General features: G+C 35.6%; 16 protein-coding genes. 3 read left to right on the plus strand and 13 right to left on the minus strand.

Annotated features, from left to right (window positions below):
- Positions 1-276: 276 nt before the first annotated feature.
- The 11 genes from pflA to nagE all read right to left on the minus strand — a co-directional run bounded on the left by pflA (position 277) and on the right by nagE (position 13,745).
- Positions 277-1,008 carry a pyruvate formate-lyase-activating protein gene (gene pflA, locus AABL52_RS24550; protein WP_341518608.1) on the minus strand — a complete coding sequence of 244 codons (732 nt, stop codon included), beginning with the start codon at positions 1,006-1,008 and terminating at the stop codon, positions 277-279.
- Positions 1,009-1,076: 68 nt separating this feature from the next.
- Positions 1,077-3,326, minus strand: a complete 2,250-nt coding sequence (pflB, locus tag AABL52_RS24555; protein WP_341518609.1) for a formate C-acetyltransferase — start codon at positions 3,324-3,326, stop codon at positions 1,077-1,079.
- 339 nt (positions 3,327-3,665) lie between these two features.
- Positions 3,666-5,213 carry a glycosyltransferase family 2 protein gene (locus tag AABL52_RS24560; RefSeq protein ID WP_120449448.1) on the minus strand — a complete coding sequence of 516 codons (1,548 nt, stop codon included), beginning with the start codon at positions 5,211-5,213 and terminating at the stop codon, positions 3,666-3,668.
- Positions 5,206-6,171: an NAD-dependent epimerase/dehydratase family protein gene (locus tag AABL52_RS24565; RefSeq protein WP_000037045.1), complete on the minus strand. Its 966-nt coding sequence runs from the start codon at positions 6,169-6,171 to the stop codon at positions 5,206-5,208. The genes AABL52_RS24560 and AABL52_RS24565 overlap by 8 nt, the downstream gene beginning before the upstream one ends.
- Positions 6,168-7,412, minus strand: a complete 1,245-nt coding sequence (locus tag AABL52_RS24570; protein ID WP_001103210.1) for a nucleotide sugar dehydrogenase — start codon at positions 7,410-7,412, stop codon at positions 6,168-6,170. Before AABL52_RS24570 ends, AABL52_RS24565 begins: the two co-directional genes overlap by 4 nt.
- Positions 7,402-8,982, minus strand: a complete 1,581-nt coding sequence (locus AABL52_RS24575) for a glycosyltransferase family 2 protein (RefSeq protein WP_341518610.1) — start codon at positions 8,980-8,982, stop codon at positions 7,402-7,404. The genes AABL52_RS24570 and AABL52_RS24575 overlap by 11 nt, the downstream gene beginning before the upstream one ends.
- Positions 8,963-9,157: a hypothetical protein gene (locus AABL52_RS24580; protein ID WP_000899471.1), complete on the minus strand. Its 195-nt coding sequence runs from the start codon at positions 9,155-9,157 to the stop codon at positions 8,963-8,965. The genes AABL52_RS24575 and AABL52_RS24580 overlap by 20 nt, the downstream gene beginning before the upstream one ends.
- 17 nt (positions 9,158-9,174) lie before the next feature.
- The gene (locus AABL52_RS24585) at positions 9,175-9,576 is read right to left on the minus strand and encodes a DUF2642 domain-containing protein (protein ID WP_341518611.1); all 402 of its coding nucleotides are present in this window, start codon (positions 9,574-9,576) and stop codon (positions 9,175-9,177) included.
- A 168-nt stretch (positions 9,577-9,744) separates the two neighbouring features.
- Positions 9,745-10,560 carry a hypothetical protein gene (locus tag AABL52_RS24590; RefSeq protein ID WP_016137009.1) on the minus strand — a complete coding sequence of 272 codons (816 nt, stop codon included), beginning with the start codon at positions 10,558-10,560 and terminating at the stop codon, positions 9,745-9,747.
- 187 nt (positions 10,561-10,747) lie between these two features.
- A complete protein-coding gene (locus AABL52_RS24595) occupies positions 10,748-11,989 on the minus strand; it encodes a serine hydrolase domain-containing protein (protein ID WP_341518612.1) in 1,242 nt (413 codons plus the stop codon).
- A gap of 262 nt (positions 11,990-12,251) precedes the next feature.
- Positions 12,252-13,745, minus strand: a complete 1,494-nt coding sequence (gene nagE, locus AABL52_RS24600; protein WP_000938886.1) for an N-acetylglucosamine-specific PTS transporter subunit IIBC — start codon at positions 13,743-13,745, stop codon at positions 12,252-12,254.
- A 324-nt stretch (positions 13,746-14,069) separates the two neighbouring features.
- On the opposite strand from nagE, the gene glsA reads away from it, so the two are divergent.
- Both glsA and AABL52_RS24610 read left to right on the plus strand, forming a co-directional pair.
- Positions 14,070-14,999, plus strand: a complete 930-nt coding sequence (gene glsA / locus AABL52_RS24605) for a glutaminase A (protein ID WP_144615606.1) — start codon at positions 14,070-14,072, stop codon at positions 14,997-14,999.
- A 176-nt stretch (positions 15,000-15,175) separates the two neighbouring features.
- The gene (locus AABL52_RS24610; protein ID WP_000766602.1) at positions 15,176-15,517 is read left to right on the plus strand and encodes a DUF3969 family protein; all 342 of its coding nucleotides are present in this window, start codon (positions 15,176-15,178) and stop codon (positions 15,515-15,517) included.
- 122 nt (positions 15,518-15,639) lie between these two features.
- On the opposite strand, the gene ytaF is transcribed toward AABL52_RS24610, so the two are convergent.
- Positions 15,640-16,251: a sporulation membrane protein YtaF gene (ytaF, locus tag AABL52_RS24615; RefSeq protein ID WP_073518166.1), complete on the minus strand. Its 612-nt coding sequence runs from the start codon at positions 16,249-16,251 to the stop codon at positions 15,640-15,642.
- 130 nt (positions 16,252-16,381) lie between these two features.
- On the opposite strand from ytaF, the gene AABL52_RS24620 reads away from it, so the two are divergent.
- Positions 16,382-17,035, plus strand: a complete 654-nt coding sequence (locus tag AABL52_RS24620; protein ID WP_097844083.1) for a helix-turn-helix domain-containing protein — start codon at positions 16,382-16,384, stop codon at positions 17,033-17,035.
- 99 nt (positions 17,036-17,134) lie between these two features.
- On the opposite strand, the gene AABL52_RS24625 is transcribed toward AABL52_RS24620, so the two are convergent.
- Positions 17,135-18,409: an acetylornithine deacetylase gene (locus AABL52_RS24625; protein ID WP_098238094.1), complete on the minus strand. Its 1,275-nt coding sequence runs from the start codon at positions 18,407-18,409 to the stop codon at positions 17,135-17,137.
- Between the last annotated feature and the right edge of the window lie 65 nt (positions 18,410-18,474).

The following is an 18,474-nucleotide window of genomic DNA, read 5'->3' on the forward strand; positions in this document are numbered from 1 at the left end:
TAAGATTGACCCCTTAATCCTATCTGTGCTCATATCTTTACATTATACTTTCCTATAAGAGCTTTCGCAATAACTTACAAATGTTCTCTATTCCATGATACTCACTCTTTTACTTCTTAATTCTTTTTACTATTTTGATTTCCCTTTACAATTATGTAAATTTCTCCACTTATTCCTTACAAAAATATGGATATTCTATTTTCAGTATACTCTTTTCTATATACATACTCTAGGTTTTATTGTAAAGAAAGCAAAAAGTCTAATCCAATATTTGGATTAGACTGCTTGTAAAATATATCTTGCTTTCTCTACATTCTTTTCAGTAGGTGGTTCTACACTTGCAAGTGGATACTTATGCCCAAGTGCCTCCCATTTATATACACCAAGCTTATGATATGGTAGCACTTCAACTTTCTGAACATTAGACAGGCTTTGAATAAAGCTAGATAATTTTTGTAGATCCTCTTCATTATCCGTAATACCAGGAACTAATACGTGTCGTACCCAAATCGGTTTATTTTTATCCGATAAATAACGAGCAAATTGTAAAATATGTTCATTTGGTTTTCCTGTTAATTTACGATGTTTCTTTGAATCAATATGTTTCAAATCCAATAAAACTAAATCTGTGTAATCCATTAAAATGTCTAGCTTGTTTTGGAATTCTGGTTCTTCTGAATAACAACCACCCGAAGAGTCAATTGTTGTATGAATTCCAGCTTCCTTACATTTCTTAAATAATTCAATTAAGAAATCTAACTGTAATAATGGTTCCCCACCACTAACTGTTATACCGCCTCCGGAAGCTTCAATAAAAGGAAGGTAACATGTCACATCCTGCATTACTTCTTCAACTGTTATTTCTTTTCCTTTACCGATCTCCCACGTATCAGCATTATGACAATATTGACAACGTAATAAACACCCTTGTGTAAATATGACATAACGAATTCCTGGGCCATCAACAGTACCACAAGACTCTACAGAATGAATTCTTCCTTTTACCATGTTACTTCCTCCTTTATTGAAGCAGCCTCCCTCTGCTATTTATATAAAGCAGAGGGACACTTTTTCACTTACATACTTTCATGCATTGTACGGTTAATTACATCGATTTGTTGTTCACGAGTTAATTTAATAAAGTTTACAGCGTAACCAGATACGCGAATTGTTAATTGTGGATATTTTTCAGGATGTTCCATTGCATCCATTAATGTTTCACGATTAAATACGTTAATGTTTAAGTGATGACCTTCTTTTACTGCATAACCATCAAGCATTGATACTAAGTTACGTACTTGTACATCATCTTCTTTACCAAGTGCTTTTGGAATAATAGAGAATGTATTAGAAATACCATCCTGTGCATCTTCATACGGTAATTTAGCTACAGATAATAATGAAGCTAATGCACCTTTTGTATCACGGCCATGCATTGGGTTCGCACCTGGTGCAAATGGTTCTCCAGTACGGCGACCATCTGGAGTATTACCAGTTTTCTTTCCGTATACAACGTTAGATGTGATTGTTAAGATCGACATTGTATGAACAGAATTTCTGTATGTTTTATGTTTACGAAGTTTATTCATAAATGTTTTTACAAGATTTACAGCGATTTCATCTACACGGTCATCATTGTTACCGTATTTAGGGAAATCTCCTTCGATTTCAAAGTCAACTGCAATACCGTTTTCATCACGAATTGGTTTTACTTTTGCGTGCTTAATTGCACTTAAAGAGTCTGCTACTACAGATAGACCCGCGATACCTGTTGCCATTGTACGAAGAACATTTGTATCATGGAGTGCCATTTCAATACGTTCGTAGCTATATTTATCGTGCATGTAGTGAATAACATTTAATGTGTTTAAATATAGACCCGCTAACCATTCCATTGTCATATCAAACTTATGCATAACTTCTTCATAATCTAATACTTCAGAAGTAATTGGTGCGTACTCAGGACCAACTTGCGCTTTAGATTTTTCATCTTTACCACCGTTAATCGCATATAGTAATGCTTTTGCTAAGTTTGCACGTGCGCCGAAGAACTGCATTTGTTTACCAATTCTCATTGCAGATACACAACAAGCAATTCCATAGTCATCGCCGTAGTCAGCACGCATAATGTCATCATTTTCATATTGAATTGCTGATGTTTTAATAGACATTTTCGCACAGTAGTTTTTAAAGTTCTGTGGTAATTGTTTAGACCAAAGAACTGTTAAGTTTGGTTCTGGAGCTGGTCCTAAATTATCTAGTGTATGCAAGAAACGGAATGAGTTCTTTGTTACTAATGGACGACCATCTAATGCCATACCACCGATAGACTCAGTTACCCAAGTTGGGTCACCAGAGAATAATTCATTATAATCAGGTGTTCTTGCAAATTTCACAAGACGCAATTTCATAATGAAGTGATCCACAATTTCTTGTACTTCTTCTTCTGTTAAAGTACCATTTGCTAAATCTCTTTCAATATAAATATCTAAGAATGTAGAAGTACGTCCAAGACTCATCGCAGCTCCGTTTTGCTCTTTAATTGCTGCAAGATATGCGAAGTATAGCCATTGGAATGCTTCTTGTGTATTTGTTGCCGGCTTAGAAATATCAAAGCCATGAGAAGCAGCCATTTGTTTTAACTCTTGAAGCGCACGCATTTGCTCAGATAACTCTTCGCGTAAACGCATTGTATCTTCGCTCATTACACCGCCAGTTAAATTTAAATCAGCTTTTTTCGCTTCAATTAAATGATTAATACCATATAATGCTACGCGTCGGTAGTCACCAATAATACGTCCACGTCCGTATGCATCTGGAAGACCAGTAATTACACCTGATTTACGTGCATTTCTCATTTCTGGTGTATAAGCATCGAATACACCTTGGTTATGAGTTTTTCTCCAATCTCTAAAAATACGACTAAGCTCTTTGTCCATTTCGTATCCATAAGATTCACAAGCTTGTTCCGCCATACGAATACCACCATATGGTTGTAAAGAACGTTTAAATGGTTTTTCAGTTTGGAAACCGACTACTTTTTCAATATCTTTATTTAAATATCCTGGTTCATGTGATGTAATAGAAGAAACAATTTTTGTATCCATATCAAGAACGCCACCGTTTTCACGTTCTTTCGTTGTTAAATCCATTACTTGATCCCAAAGTTGTTTCGTTGCTTCAGTTGCTCCCGCTAAGAAAGATTCATCTCCTTCGAAAACGTTTACATTATTTAAAATGAAATCGCGAACATCAATCTCTGCTTTCCATTTTTCACCTTTAAAGTTTTCCCATGCGTTTTTAACATTTTCTAATACTTGAGTCATCCTAATCTCCTCCATTTTTGATTAGTACAGGACTAAGATTTTTTATATAACAGCTTACACACTTAGAATACTACTTTTTTGCGAAAGTGAACGAAATAGTTGTGACATGTTTGTGAAACGTTGAGCAAACTACTATATGCATAGTGTTAACTTCACTTAAAAGTCTTTATAATTAACCCTTTCCTTAATTGTATTTTTTTGGTATCCTTATATACGAGTCCTATTTTGTAATATAAGAACAATACCCATTGTAGAGCTGTAATACTCTTATCTCCTAATCTGTTATAGTTTTTATAACAGAACAAAAAAGTGTACATATGTTGTACACTTTTTTTGTTACTACTCTAAAGCATCTCTTTTTCTATTCCCATCATAGAATCCACCACGACTGCCTTCTAATACAATTAATTGCTCTAATCCTTCTATATGATCACCTATAATTCGCAAGACAGCTGGAGGATGACCTATTTTCGCAAAATGTTCACTGGGACGAATACGGTTCATCTTATCGACCTCTACACGACATACACACGCAATCTCGAATCCTGACAGAATAGCTTTCACTTGGGCTACACAAGGTGAAAGTAAAGATCTATATCCGATTTCTTTCAAACACTTACGACTAAACGCATTCGGTACAGCGATAAGAGAGCCTACTCCTAGATCTTTTCTATCACAAGCTAAATTTAATGCATATTTAAATGCAGTTACAAGATGAAGCGGTACTCTTAAATCTAAATAATGATTTAGATCATTTAAGGCGACATCCATTCCATCTGCAATAGCTTTTGCGAAAGGATATAACTCCCTAGCCGGAATAACAAAGTCGCCGTCTATAAATAATACAATTTCCCCTTTTGCAAAATAAGTTCCAAGTGAACGCCCCACATCATTTCCAAGTGCTTCTTTATATACAATTGTTGTTGCTCCCTTTTCTTTTGCAATCGTTGCTGTTTTATCAGCTGAACCATTTACAACAACGATAATTTCAAAAGGTTCAATTTTGCGGAGCTCTTCTATAACGTTTCCAATTGTTTTCTCTTCATCTTGTACAGGAATAATGACCGATAGTTGCTTTCCTTTATACAACTTAGAGGTGACGCCCCATCCTTGATAAAAATCTTCGAAACTTAAAGTATGATAAACACACTCTCTTTTCCTATTTCCATCATAATACCCTCCGCGCTCATCACTGCCTACTATTCGCTCCGCTACAGCTTCTATATGATCACCTATCATCCTTTTTTCAGATTGAGAAAGACCCGTGCCATATGCAGCATGCTCGGTCGGCCGAAATTTATTCGGCGTAATAACGTCAATTGCACAATGACGACTAATTCTCCATTTGCTTTGTACTAGGCGTAAATGAGCGACAATAGGATTAACAAAACATTCATATCCAATGCTTTGAACAACTTCTTTCGTCAACGCATGAGGTACAGATAATAAAGAATCAATTTTTAACTCTTCACGCTCTAACATTGCATTTAATATTTGGCGCCATACTGTCACGGAGTGCGGTTTTTGTTTCTTTAAAAATAGTGCGTCCAAATTATTTAAAACGATGTCGGCCTGATCATGTAAAATTGGATTCAGAAATAATTGTAATTTTGAAGTTTGAATAGCAAAATCTCCATCTATAAATAGTAGTACATCACCTATCGCGTGTTTTGCACCGACCGCACGTCCAACGTCGTTCCCGAGTAGCTCTGTATACTCGATTACTTTACACCCTAAACGACTGGCAACCTCTTCTGTACCATCGTTACAACCGTTTGCTACTACAATAATCTCTACTGGATTTAATCCGTTTACAGATTGAATAACGTCTGAAATCGTATCCGCTTCATTACATACAGGTATAATAATTGATAGCGACTTAGCCATTGTTTTCTTCACGAAACCATTTAATAGTTTCTTTCAATCCTTGTTCCCACGTTACTATCGCTTTAAACTGCACAAGTTCTTTTAATTTCGTTACATCTGGTCTTCTATTTGGAATTTCTTCAAAGCCATGTGGGTATACCTCTTCGAAAGGAACTTGGACAATCTTTGAAGAAGATTTCGTTAGCTTTTTAATTATTTCTGCTACTTGTTTTATACTCTTTTCGTTCTCAGAACCTATATTAATAATCTCACCATTTACCTTCTCATCCATCGCTCGAATCGTTGCCTCTACCGCATCACTTACATACGTAAAGCAACGTGTCTGCTTTCCATCTCCATATACGAGAATGTCTTCTCCTTGCAGGGCCGCACTGATAAATCGTGGGATTACCCCTGCATACGGACCATCTTTCGCTCTTGGACCATAAATATTAAAATAACGAACAATCGTTACAGGTAAACCTTCTAAAGCGTATCCTAAACATAATGTTTCTTCTAACGTTTTACAAATTGCATAACTCCAACGTATTTTAGAAGTCGCCCCGTATAATCGATCCCCCTCTTCAGAGAAGGGTGGCTTTGCCTTACCATATACTTCTGAAGTAGACGCAAAGACTACTTTCTTCTTTCCTTTTAGTGCTGCTTGTAAAATGTTTCTCGTTCCATCAAAATTCGTTTCAATAAGCTCTATACTCTTTTCCATTGTCGTTTTCACACCTAAAATTGCTGCTAAATGAAACACTACATCATGTTGATTTACTAATTCATAAATTGAGCTTTTATCTAAAACGCTTATTGGAATAACCCGAATTTCTTTCATTAACTCATCATGATATTTATTTTTTCCTTTATAGAAGTTATCAACGATTGTGACCCCATAACCTCTTTTCACCAATTCTTCAGCTAGATGTGATCCAATGAACCCTGCTCCACCTGTAATTAAACATTTCTTACTCATACACTCACCTTCTTTACAATTCCACGTGTATCTATTACTCGCTTCATTCCTTTAAAAAGCTTCCAATCGATATTAGAGTGATCAGTTAAAATTAAAATACAACCCGCTTGTTTAATGACTTGTTCATCCAAAGAAACAGATTGGTATACCTTATCTCCAAATTTTGCAGAAGAAATATATGGATCATGATATTCTATCTCATATCCTTCTTCTATTAACAATTCAATAATTGGCAACGCTGGTGATTCTCTTAAGTCATTTACATCTTTCTTATACGCAATTCCTACAATTAAAACTGATGCAGGTGATTGCACCATGCCTTTTACTTTCCGAACTATTTTCTCTGGCATTTCTTCATTAATTACATGTGCCGCCTCAATTAATTGACTAATTGCTCCATTCTTTTTTATTCTCCATTGAAAATATAAAGGGTCTACTGGAATGCAGTGTCCCCCTATCCCTGGCCCTGGCCAATATGGAGTAAATCCAAACGGTTTTGTAGATGCAGCTTCAAGCGCCTCATAAAAATCAATTCCTAAACTTTCACATAATGTGTTTAACTCATTTACTAATGAAATATTGACTAGGCGCTGAATATTTTCAAATAACTTACACATTTCCGCTACTTTCGGAGAACTGACTGGAACAACTACATCAAATGTAGTACTATACAACTCCTGTACTTTTTGTTTACACGTTTCTGTTTGTCCACTAATAACTTTTGGAATCGTTTGAACGGAATAATGACTATTAGCCGGATCAATTCTCTCAGGGGAATATCCGATATAGAAATCTTCTCCTACCTTTTGACCTGCTTGAGAAATAATCGGAATAATAACTTCCTCAAGTGTGCCTGGATATGTGGAGCTTTCGAAAATGAAGGTTTGTCCTTTTTGAAGATGTTGTTGTATATAATGAGAAGCTGAAATGAGGGCACTTAAGTCTGGTTCTCTTTTTTCATTAATTGGAGTCGGAACAGTGACAATAACATAATCACTATTTTGAAAATCAGCAATGCCTTGATCTGGTGTATTTACTATTAATTTTTTTTTAGTCAATAAACTTTGTAACAATTTAGAAGAAACATCTGGAATATAACTTTCTCCTTTTATAATCGATTCTATTTTTCTAGTATCTTTATCTAATCCAATTACTGTATGTCCTCTCTCTGCAAAATGAACTGCCAAAGGAAGGCCAACATATCCTAATCCGATAATAGCAACTGTACTACTAACATTCATCTGTATTCTCTTCTTCCTTTCTCAATTGTTGAATTATATTTCTATCCCGCTCTCCATCTGTAAAACTCCCACGCTCATCTGTGGATTGCAATAAATATGCAATTGCCTCAAGCTGATCACCGAAAATACGGTCAAATGCTGGAATACGTCCATTTACAAATCCATGTTGCTCTGGGCGTACCCGATTTGTTTTTATAACATCTACAAACTCTACCGCTGTAATAGAGAATCCCTCCAAAATAGCTTTCATTTGAGCTAGTGGCGGAATGATAAGAGAATCGTATCCTATTTTCTCTATTACCTTTTTATGCATAGCATGTGGTACTGCCGTTAATGAGTTATTCCATAAATCTGGTCGTTTCGCTACCAAATTCACAAAATATTTTCCCATGCTAATTGGATCTGCCGGATGAAACATATCTAATAAGCACTGTAAATCATTTAATGCCACATCATGTCCATCTTCAATCGCATGTAAAAATGGAATTAGTTTTTTTCCTGGAATAACAAAATCACCATCGACAAATAAACAAATGTCGGCCGTGGCATGCATAGCTCCTATCGCTCGAGCCACATTATGTCCGAGCGCTTCCTCGAATTCAATAACGATAACATTCTCTAACTTTGCTTGTTTAATTGTCTCCATATCAGCTCCATTCGCAACCACTATAATTTCATCTACACCTGCTTTTTTCACTTCTTGTATAACAGATCTTATAGTCATTTTCTCTTCTGATACGGGGATAATGGCACTATATTTCGCTTTTTTCTTTTGTAATACAACTGGTTTATACTTTCCTATAAACGCTCTATCCCTATTTCCTTCTGAAAAACCACCACGCTTACCATATATTTCGATTGCATATTGCAAAGCACGTAAATGATCTCCCATAATACGACTAGTCGCTTTCGGATAAGGAGAACCGGGTGATGTACCAGTATGAACAGGACGCACTTTATTTGTATGAATAACATCGACCGAAGCCATATCGACAATATCTACTCCTCTAGACATCGCCATCGCTTGAAACAGTGCTGGATCTGCTAAATTCCACCAACCAAATTTCTGAATAACTTCCCTACTCATTGCATGTGGAATTGCGATTAAAGATCCAACAACAAGCTCTTTTTTATTCAAATAGCGATTCAACATAAATTTGCCAACTGTCGTATAATGCGGTCTCACCTTTAAATATACGGACCATGTTAAATTATTCACAACAATTTGGTGGCCTTGCTGAATTCGTTTTATGAAATGTTGCAACTCTTTATTATCAATAACGATGTCACCATCTAAAAATAAAACCATGTCACCCTTCGCTTCTCTTGCTCCAATCGCCCGTCCAACATCATTGCCAAGAGAATATTGATAATAAATGACATGACAATGATGTTGTAACGCTATTTCTTTTGTCCCATCTGTCGATCCATTATCTACTACGATAATTTCATATGGTTTCAATTTCTCTACTTCTACTAAAACTTGTGATAAAGTACTCGCTTCATTATGCACTGGAATAACAACTGATACTCTCATACTTGTATCACTCTTACCCTTCCAAGCGAACATAAGCAATAATAGGAGTACGCACGATTACATCTTCCGGTGGTCCATAAGAAGGAGAAGTACGAACACTTACTGCCCCATCCGTCACAGATAACAGAATGCCTGCAACAATTTCTACAGCTGTAACAACTTGCACTAACTCACCAACATGGTTACGCAATTCATCAGTAAATAACATAATATAAGTCTCCTTTCTTACGCTTCTTTTATTGATATAATACTTGTAAATGGTAATAAAACTTCTGTCCCTATTCCTTCTTGCAGTGTTAAGAAATCATCACCAACTGCTACAATTACACCTGTTAGCTGTCCAACCGTCACAGTAATTTCAACGTTTTTACCTAAATATTGCTTTGCAATTTCTTTAAACGGTGATGTATTACATTCTTTTAATATGTTACAAATAATAGATTGAAATTGACTTGATTCAATAAATTCTTCCGTAGCTTTCTTTGAATTTCTTTGAATAAACCTTGCGAAGTTTTGTGAAAATAAAAGTCGTTCCACAGCAGGCAATAACTTATTATCTAAAAAATAATCTAATTGTCTATTAAACAATCTCGATAACTTTTTCCAATACTTACCGAACAGACACATACACTTCTCCTCCTATTATTTTTAGATTATAAAAATACATCCATACATCTTAATGTATACAAAGCAGATTTTTTTGTGATAGGTAAGACATACATTTTTTAACAAAACAATATGTTCTAATTACAAAAAAAAGATAGATGGTATCCCATCTATCTTTATATATATATATTAATTTTTAATTGTAACTATCGCAGAGACACTGTAATAAACTGCTCGTGGTAATTCTGCCTGTTCACTTATAGAAGCTGTAACAAGAGACCCTCCGCTTGCCGAAAAATACTTAACAGCTTCTAACGGAATACCGTCTTCTTTCACATCTATATGTGTTCCATCCCGCCAATCTATTTTCTGCATTGTTGCTGAAAGGTCCCCAGTCACTTTACCAAATTCTTTACCATCCACCCCTAAAAAAATCCATTCCCACTTTGTTAAACTTAGTATTTGTGTTAACTCTCCAATTTTCTTTCCATCTACATTAGAGAAAATATAGACGTTGCGTACTCCCATCTTCTTTTGAACACGCAACAATCTTTCTCCCGAGTGATTATATAAATACAATTGTTGCTTATGTAATCCCCTAAAAAGAAAAGAAAGTACAGCTTGCCATACACGTTGAATAACAAAATCATACTCTTCTTTTAAAAACCCTACTGTATTTCCATCTAATCCAAAGTACGTTATTGCTTGAAATACCCCTACCTCTTTGCGAACAACAAATTTTTGTTGCTCAAATAATTCAGAAGTCTCTATATTATAATTTTCCTGTTTAAGTATTTTTGATCTTCGTTTTTCCATAAAGCTATATATTAATAATCCAAATGCCGGTAGTACAACACCTATTAATTTTAGATTTTCTTTCTCCGAAGTGAATAGCGTCCCTTTTTTATATTCCATCAACAATGCAATTGCAACGATAATCCATACAATGATAGATACAAAGAAAATTCGTTTCGCATTACGTGCGTGATGCTTATGTATACTCATACCCCTCCTCCTTTTCCATTTATCCTGCATTAACGGGCAGTAAGACCCACACTTCAAAATTCGGCGAAAGCCAAGAAGTTAGGTGGGGGATGAAGCCCCCCCCACTGATTAAGGTTTCACTTTATTTCATTATCTCATTGCACATACACTTCCTCAATAAAAAAAGACTATCCATCAGGATAGCCTCTTACACTTCAATATTTCGCAACATCGTATAAATGTCGTTGTTCACTTTACCAAACGATTTAATGTTGTTTTGGATGTTAGATAATAAAACGACATATACACTTCCGTTTTTACTAAATCCATTTAAACAATTCCATCCTGGCATTACACCGTGATTCGAATAACTTCCCGGGTCTACATACCAACCAAATCCGTAATCCTTCTTCACGGCCGTAAACATTTGATTATAGCTCTCTTTTGAAATTAACTTTCCAGAGAATAGCGCTTCATTAAATAAATATAAATCATGTGCACTTGTATATATATCACCACAACCATATAGTTGTGACATACTTGGAATATTAGGTGTTGTCATATTGTTATTTACTATTTTATAACCTGTCGATGGAAACCTTGTTTGCTCTAACGCTTTACCGAAACCAGAATGTTTCATACCCGCAGTAGCAAAAATATGTTGTTTAATATATTCTTCTAGCGGTTGCCCACTTACCTTCTCAGCTATGTAGGCAAGTATAGAATAGTTCGAATCGGAATACTTCCATTTCTCTCCAGGACTCCCAATACGCTTTTGCTTTCCTATTCGTTTTATCAATTCTTCATGAGAAATATCCTCTGTTCCCTGCTCATACTCTGGAATTCCTGATGTATGTGTTAGTAAATGCTTTAACTGAATACCATTACCTTGAGGGAAATCTGGAATATACTTTGCAACCGTATCCTCTACGTTTAATTTATTTTGATCTTTTAATTGCATAATAGCAGTCGCTACAAACGCCTTTGAAATCGAACCAATATAAAAAGTTGTCTCTGAATTATTCGGTACTTGTTTCTCTTTGTTCGCCATACCGTATCCTTTATTCAAAAGAACTTTTCCGTTCTTCACAATAACAGCTGTTCCGCTAAATCCTGCGTTTTGTAAATATTGATCTAATTGAGCGTTTTCATTAATTTCTTGAGGTGGTCCCTCAGCAGGCTTTTCCACAGCTTGTACTTGCTTTACTTGTTCTTCCTGCTCTTTTTGTTTTTGTGCTTCTTGCTGCTTTTTTTCTTCTTTCTTTTTTAGCTCTTCTTGTTTCTTCATTTCTGCCGCTGCTTTTAAAGTTTCTTCTTTCTTATTATGCGCAACAATTTTTGTATACATGAAATATACAACTGAAAATAGTAAGACGAGAATGATTGTTCTTTTTATGTATACAATCGGCCGACGTGACTTCCCATTCGCATTATTTTTTTCTTGATCCATAATTGCTTTTTTCCCCTTATTTACCGATAATTTAATTCCACTACACAAGATTCATTCCGGATCTTTTTCATAGATTTTCGACATTCCATTCGACGTCATCCCTACTTTATCACGCACTGCACATATTACCAACCTATATGCATAAAAAAGAAAAAGAAAATTTACAAAAGTAAGATTCCCGTTAAATTGTTAACAAAAAAAAGAGGATATCCTCTAAAAATTGATGTTATCAATCTTTTTGGATATCCTCTTATCTCATTATTTATACGTGTTTTTTCATATCATCGGCAACAGATTCAACATTTGTACCTACGATAACTTGTACACTTGTTTCACTTAATTTCATAACACCTTTTGCACCAGCACGTTTTAATGCTGCTTCGTTTACTTGACCAGCATCTTTCACTTGTAAGCGTAGACGTGTTGCACAATTATCAATAACTGTTAAGTTTTCTTTTCCACCTAAAGCTGCTACGTAAGTTTCACCAATTGAACCTGCCACTGGTGCATCACCCTCTTCAGCTAACTCATCGTCATCTTCACGACCAGGAGTTTTCAGGTCGAACTTCTTAATTAAGAAGTAGAATACTGCAAAGTAAATTGCTGCATAAATTAAACCGATTCCTGCTAATAATACAGGTTTTGTTGCAATACCAAAGTTAATAACGTAATCAATAGCACCGGCACTAAATGTGAAACCATCACGAATGCCAAGTGATGTTGTAATAAATAGCGACAGACCTGTTAATACTGCATGCACACCATATAATACTGGTGATAAGAACATGAATGAGAACTCAATTGGCTCTGTAATACCAGTTAAGAATGAAGTTAATGCTAGACCAGCTAACATACCTGTAACCATTTTACGCTTTTCTGGTTTAGCAGCCGCAATCATTGCGAAACATGCTGCTGGTAAACCAAACATCATAACTGGGAAGAAACCAGTCATAAACATACCTGCTGATGGATCTTTTGCAAAGAAGCGAGCGATATCACCATGAACAAGATCGCCAGCTGCATTTGTAAAGTCACCAAGTACGAACCAGAAGTATGTGTTCATTACGTGATGTAAACCGATTGGAATTAATAAACGGTTTAATAATCCGAATAAACCAGCACCAACTGAACCTAAGTTTACGATACCGTGTGATACTGCATCAATACCAGTTTGGATTGTTGGCCAAATTTGACCGAATACTAATCCTAAAAGAAGCATTACAATAGAAGTAATGATTGGTACGAAACGTTTTCCAGCAAAGAATCCTAACCATTCTGGTAGTTTAATCTTATGGAATTTGTTGTATAGTAATCCCGCAACAACCCCTGCAATAATACCACCGAGTATGGCCATATTTATTTTTGGCGTCAAAGCTGCTGCTTTAGAAACCTTATTCATTGTATCCGCTAATTTAGTTGGATCTACTGAACCGACTAAATCTTGAACACTCTTTAATTTATCGTTTAGTTCTGCTGTTGAGTAAGTAACACTTAAAGCATTAGTTGTATTCTTCATAACTAAAAATCCGATAGCACCTGCAAGACCAGCTGCCCCACTACCATCAACAGACAAACCGATTGCAACACCAATTGCAAAAATAAGTGCTAAATTATCAAAAATTGCTGCACCGGCCTGTGCCATAACAGGAATGTTTAATACGTCTTCTTGTCCTAGACGAAGCAATAATCCTGCTGCTGGTAGCACTGCGATTGGAAGCATTAACGCTTTACCAATACGTTGTAGAAACTGCAACATTTTAATTCCCCCTATCAAATTTATGAAATCGTTATCATTATAAGTACGCCTTAGAAAACGCTTTCTATTTACATAACCATAATAACATATAGTTGTATAGATGTGTAGTTTTTATTTTCGAATTTTTTATGGATAAATCTCCTATTTCCAAACTGTTATATAAAAGGGAAATTCTCCTTTTTCAATATAGAATACTCAAAACGAACTACCTACTATAGAACATGTAACTTTCGTTTTATCATTCCACTTTTTCATGTTATTATTTATTTCCGAGCATATCGGGAAAAGTAAACTTAGTTAATTCGAAATAGGAGCGTTGGTACTATGCAGTGCATTGAAACAAACAACTTACAACAGTTGTTAGAACAAGTAAAACCATATACGAAAAAAGGAAATCTTGCTACTTATATCCCCGAACTAGGAAATGCAAATCCAGATGATTTAGGGATTGCCATTTTCCATAAAGAAACAGAATACATCCATGCTGGCAACTCACAAACACTATTTACTCTTCAAAGTATTTCAAAAGTAATTACACTTGCACTTGCCCTTTTAGATCGTGGTGAAGAATATGTATTTTCTAAAGTTGGAATGGAGCCAACTGGTGATCCATTTAATTCTATTATTAAGTTAGAAACGACAAGTCCTTCTAAACCACTTAATCCAATGATTAATGCAGGAGCACTAGCTATTACAAGCATGTTAGCAGGAAACGATAATGAAGAAAAAATGGAGCGCATCCTTCATTTTGTACGTGAAATAACAGATAATCCTACTATTAACTATTCTTCTAAAGTTGCCAATTCAGAATTAGAGACAGCTTACTTAAACCGTTCACTTTGTTACTATATGAAACAAAACGGAATTATCGATTGTGACATCGAAGAACTTATGGATTTATACACTCGTCAATGTGCAGTAGAAGTAAACTGTATCGATTTAGCACGTATCGGCTTAATTTTTGCGATGGATGGATATGATCCATATAAGAAAAAACAAATTATCCCTAAACATATTACAAAAATCTGTAAAACATTTATGGTTACATGTGGTATGTATAACGAGTCTGGTGAATTTGCGATTCGTGTTGGTATTCCAGCAAAAAGTGGTGTAGCTGGTGGCATTTTCGGCTGCGTAAAAGGAGAAATGGGAATTGGTATTTTCGGACCGGCTTTAGATGCAAACGGAAATAGTATTGCTGGTTTTAAAATTCTTGAACTTCTTTCTGCTCAAGAAGGTTGGAGCATTTTTTAATTGAGAGTTATCCTGCTATACTAGCAGGATTTTTTTATTTCATAAAATCCTCAATTTTATCAGCTATCCATCCCCCTTACAAAAACCGTATTGAAAGTTTCTCTATATCATGCATATTTGCTCCCCCCTCCTGAATAATATAGTACAACCTAGCGCTATATGTGGAGGTGTGAAAGATGAAACTAATATTTCAAATGGAAAAACAGCCTGTTCTTGAAAAAACAATTCTTCTTTTTATATTGAGTATTGTAGAAAGCCTGAAGTTAAAAGTGGTTTCACTCGATGAAGCTCACCGATACATATTCAATTTAGAAGTACTTGAACTATTAATGGATCGGAACATCGATGATCAAGTACTTGAACTTATTCATTTCGGAATGGGGCTTGAAGACATTCATCATGTACTTCCTGAAGAACTTGAACATACTATCGAAGAATTAAAGTGGCTTTGCATTCAAGTTTTAAGTGAGTACAGCATGCATGAAGAATCGGAACAATTAATTGAAGATATACGTTAAAAAAGCACCTATGTAGGTGCTTTAATATTTATACAAACAGTAACGTCTCGATAGTTACACATGTGCTGTCGATATATGCAATTCATTCGAGTATTTCCGAGGAAATGCTCGAACATTGTATGTTACAATAACTGATCTATCCCAATGAGAATTAATAGTACGCCCGCAATAACAGTAGCCCATTTCCCTAAGTATGCTGCTAAAAATCGTTTTCCTACATACGCAAAACCACTAATACAAATAAAACTAAACACCCCAGAAATAGTTGCTGTAAGCCACAGATTCAAGTTTGTTACCCCAGCATCAAATCCACCCGCAATATTATTAATAGACAACGCTATCCCTAAAACAATTGCTTCTGAAAAACTAATTGTTTTAGAACCATCAAAATCTGCTTTTTCTGGATCACGTAAAATGCCTATAAGTACACTATCACCTTTAGAGTCTACGGTATTTCTTTGCCCCAAGAAAGGCTGACACAAAATAAACACTCCAATTATACCTAAAACAATGGCCCCAATTAAATTTGCCGTAAACTCTGAAATAAATAATGCGATCCAGTTCCCAAAAAATCCAGCTAATAAAGTAAATAAAAATCCAAAAAATGCAATGATAAAATTATTAAGCCACGAAATTCGAATTTTACGAATGCCATATGCAATCCCAACACCTGCATTATCTAAATTAGAAGCAATTCCGATTAAAAAAATTGAAAATAGACCTGCCGTACTCATAAACAGCCACCCCTTTTTCTCACTTTTCCATGCATCTTATGAAAATGTTGAGCAACTGTGCCTGTCTGTTTCATATACATGTAATAAATGCTCAACATTTTTTCAACAATAAAAAAGGAGTGCCTTCACTATGCCTAAAGAAAATCCAAATGAGCGGCTTAGTACATTAATAAAAAAACTTTTAAAAGAGCGTGCCTTATCCATGCGCCAATTAGGAATGCATACCAATATTGATCCCGCAACAATCTCAAGAATTATGAATGGTAAACAAGCGCCAAAACAAAAACATCTACAAAAATTTGCAGAATGTTTGCAAGTTCCACCCCAATTGTTATTTGATGAAATGTATCCTGATTCTCCTCACATCAATAAAGAAAAGACGGATATGTACACATCTCTTGATACAATTCAGCAAACGCTGCAATCCTCTAACTTATTCGATTTCGACTACACAACAACGCGCGTAAAACAAGAACTTGAAAACTATGAACGCTATGCTCAGACAACAGAAGGTGAAAAACGTATTCATGAAAGTTTCGCGAGTAAATTAGAACAAATTGATAGCGCTGGCCCTTTTATTGAACAATTAACAGATATGTATCAACAGTTTTGCAATGAAACTATTTCAAATGAGGAACGTGCGGTTCTTGGAGGCGCATTATTGTATTTCATTTTATCAACAGACATTATCCCCGACTATCTCTTTCCAATTGGCTATTTAGATGATGCAATTGCTGTTGAATTAGCGAAAGAGAAATTAATCGAACTAAAACGAAAGACATAGAAAAACAAAGAACTATTTCAGTTGTTTCTGTTCAACTCTGAAATAGTTCACTAAAAAATCGTACAAGTATACCTACCTGTACGATTTCAACATACTAATCTATTTTTTTGTATGACACCATTCATATATAAATGCTGTTATTACTTTTGTAAATTCAATTAACTGTTCTACTTCAACTTTCTCATTTATTGAATGAGCTTCTTCTAATGTACCTGGTCCGTAAATAACAGCTGGAATATGAAATTCACTAAACCAACCACCATCCGTTACCGTTGCAGACATATCTAAAATTGCATGTTTAGATAGAATTGATTCGTGTACTGAGCTAAGATTTTTTACTGCTGCATGTTCACTATCTACTTCTAAAGAAGGGAAAATTTCGCCACGATCCACAATCATTGATTCTCCGCCCCATTTAAATTGTGGTGGATTTTTACTTAACCATGGATCGGCAGCCGCAACTTTCCCAATATACTCTTCAATTTCTTGTGCAATTTGTTCATGTGTTTCATTCGGATAGAAGTGTACTGTTATCCATAACCGGCACTCATCCGCAATAAACGCTGCATGCCTTCCGCCTTCAATAACAGCTGGGTTAATTGTTGTTGTTCCAGATGGATAACCTTCATATGTTTTCATAACTGCCCAATGACGCTCTAATTCTTGTAAACTTTGCACAATTTTCATCATTTTTTCAATCGCGCTTGCTCCAAATAAATGTCCTCCAGCATGAATCATTTGCCTGCGTGTTGCATCATGAAACGTCTGGGGGCTTTTCACAGTAATCCATCCAGTAATTACGCCGCCCTGTCCTTGCATATGTAAATCACTCGTATCCACTACGACTGCAAAATCAGCTTCATAACCTCTTTTGCAACATTGAAGTGTACCTGCTTCTCCAACTTCTTCCCCAATTACTGATTGAAAGATTAAATCTCCAGGTAATTCAATGCCAGCTTCTTGTAAAAGCTGAATAGCAAATAGCGCTCCAGCCAGTCCACCTTTCATATCTGCCGCACCACGCCCAACTAACCAACCATTTTTTATAAACGGATCAAACGGATTAGTCTCCCACGCCTCATCTGCTGACACTTCAGCTACATCCATATGTCCGTTAATAATAAGACTTTTATGTGTGTCACTTTCTATCCCTTTTTTCACACCAACAACGTTCGGATCATTCGGATATACATCCCATTTATCAACACTAAAATTTCGTTTTCTTAGAAAATCCGCAACAAATTCCTGTGCCTCATTTGTGTTTCTCGCCGGCGGTGCTGGTGTTTCAAAACGGATTAAATTCTTTGTAAGCTCTAGTAACTCATCTTTTCGTAGATCAATCTGTTCTAATAGCTGTGAAACTTCTTGATTCATCACTAATTCCCCTTTGCATACATAGTATGTTTCCAGCTTTATTGTCACAAAAAAAGAGACTGTTT

Origin of the sequence: Bacillus paramobilis (assembly GCF_038096195.1) — a bacterium.
GTDB classification, from domain to species: Bacteria; Bacillota; Bacilli; order Bacillales; family Bacillaceae_G; genus Bacillus_A; species Bacillus_A mobilis.

Excerpts from the sequence above, each read along its gene's own strand:
- pflA (WP_341518608.1), bottom strand. The coding sequence starts at position 1,008 with ATGGTAAAAGGAAGAATTCATTCTGTAGAGTCTTGTGGTACTGTTGAT.
- pflB (WP_341518609.1), bottom strand. The coding sequence starts at position 3,326 with ATGACTCAAGTATTAGAAAATGTTAAAAACGCATGGGAAAACTTTAAA.
- AABL52_RS24560 (WP_120449448.1), bottom strand. The coding sequence starts at position 5,213 with ATGGCTAAGTCGCTATCAATTATTATACCTGTATGTAATGAAGCGGAT.
- AABL52_RS24565 (WP_000037045.1), bottom strand. The coding sequence starts at position 6,171 with ATGAGTAAGAAATGTTTAATTACAGGTGGAGCAGGGTTCATTGGATCA.
- AABL52_RS24570 (WP_001103210.1), bottom strand. The coding sequence starts at position 7,412 with ATGAATGTTAGTAGTACAGTTGCTATTATCGGATTAGGATATGTTGGC.
- AABL52_RS24575 (WP_341518610.1), bottom strand. The coding sequence starts at position 8,982 with ATGTTCGCTTGGAAGGGTAAGAGTGATACAAGTATGAGAGTATCAGTT.
- AABL52_RS24580 (WP_000899471.1), bottom strand. The coding sequence starts at position 9,157 with ATGTTATTTACTGATGAATTGCGTAACCATGTTGGTGAGTTAGTGCAA.
- AABL52_RS24585 (WP_341518611.1), bottom strand. The coding sequence starts at position 9,576 with ATGTGTCTGTTCGGTAAGTATTGGAAAAAGTTATCGAGATTGTTTAAT.
- AABL52_RS24590 (WP_016137009.1), bottom strand. The coding sequence starts at position 10,560 with ATGAGTATACATAAGCATCACGCACGTAATGCGAAACGAATTTTCTTT.
- AABL52_RS24595 (WP_341518612.1), bottom strand. The coding sequence starts at position 11,989 with ATGGATCAAGAAAAAAATAATGCGAATGGGAAGTCACGTCGGCCGATT.
- nagE (WP_000938886.1), bottom strand. The coding sequence starts at position 13,745 with ATGTTGCAGTTTCTACAACGTATTGGTAAAGCGTTAATGCTTCCAATC.
- glsA (WP_144615606.1), top strand. The coding sequence starts at position 14,070 with ATGCAGTGCATTGAAACAAACAACTTACAACAGTTGTTAGAACAAGTA.
- AABL52_RS24610 (WP_000766602.1), top strand. The coding sequence starts at position 15,176 with ATGAAACTAATATTTCAAATGGAAAAACAGCCTGTTCTTGAAAAAACA.
- ytaF (WP_073518166.1), bottom strand. The coding sequence starts at position 16,251 with ATGAGTACGGCAGGTCTATTTTCAATTTTTTTAATCGGAATTGCTTCT.
- AABL52_RS24620 (WP_097844083.1), top strand. The coding sequence starts at position 16,382 with ATGCCTAAAGAAAATCCAAATGAGCGGCTTAGTACATTAATAAAAAAA.
- AABL52_RS24625 (WP_098238094.1), bottom strand. The coding sequence starts at position 18,409 with ATGAATCAAGAAGTTTCACAGCTATTAGAACAGATTGATCTACGAAAA.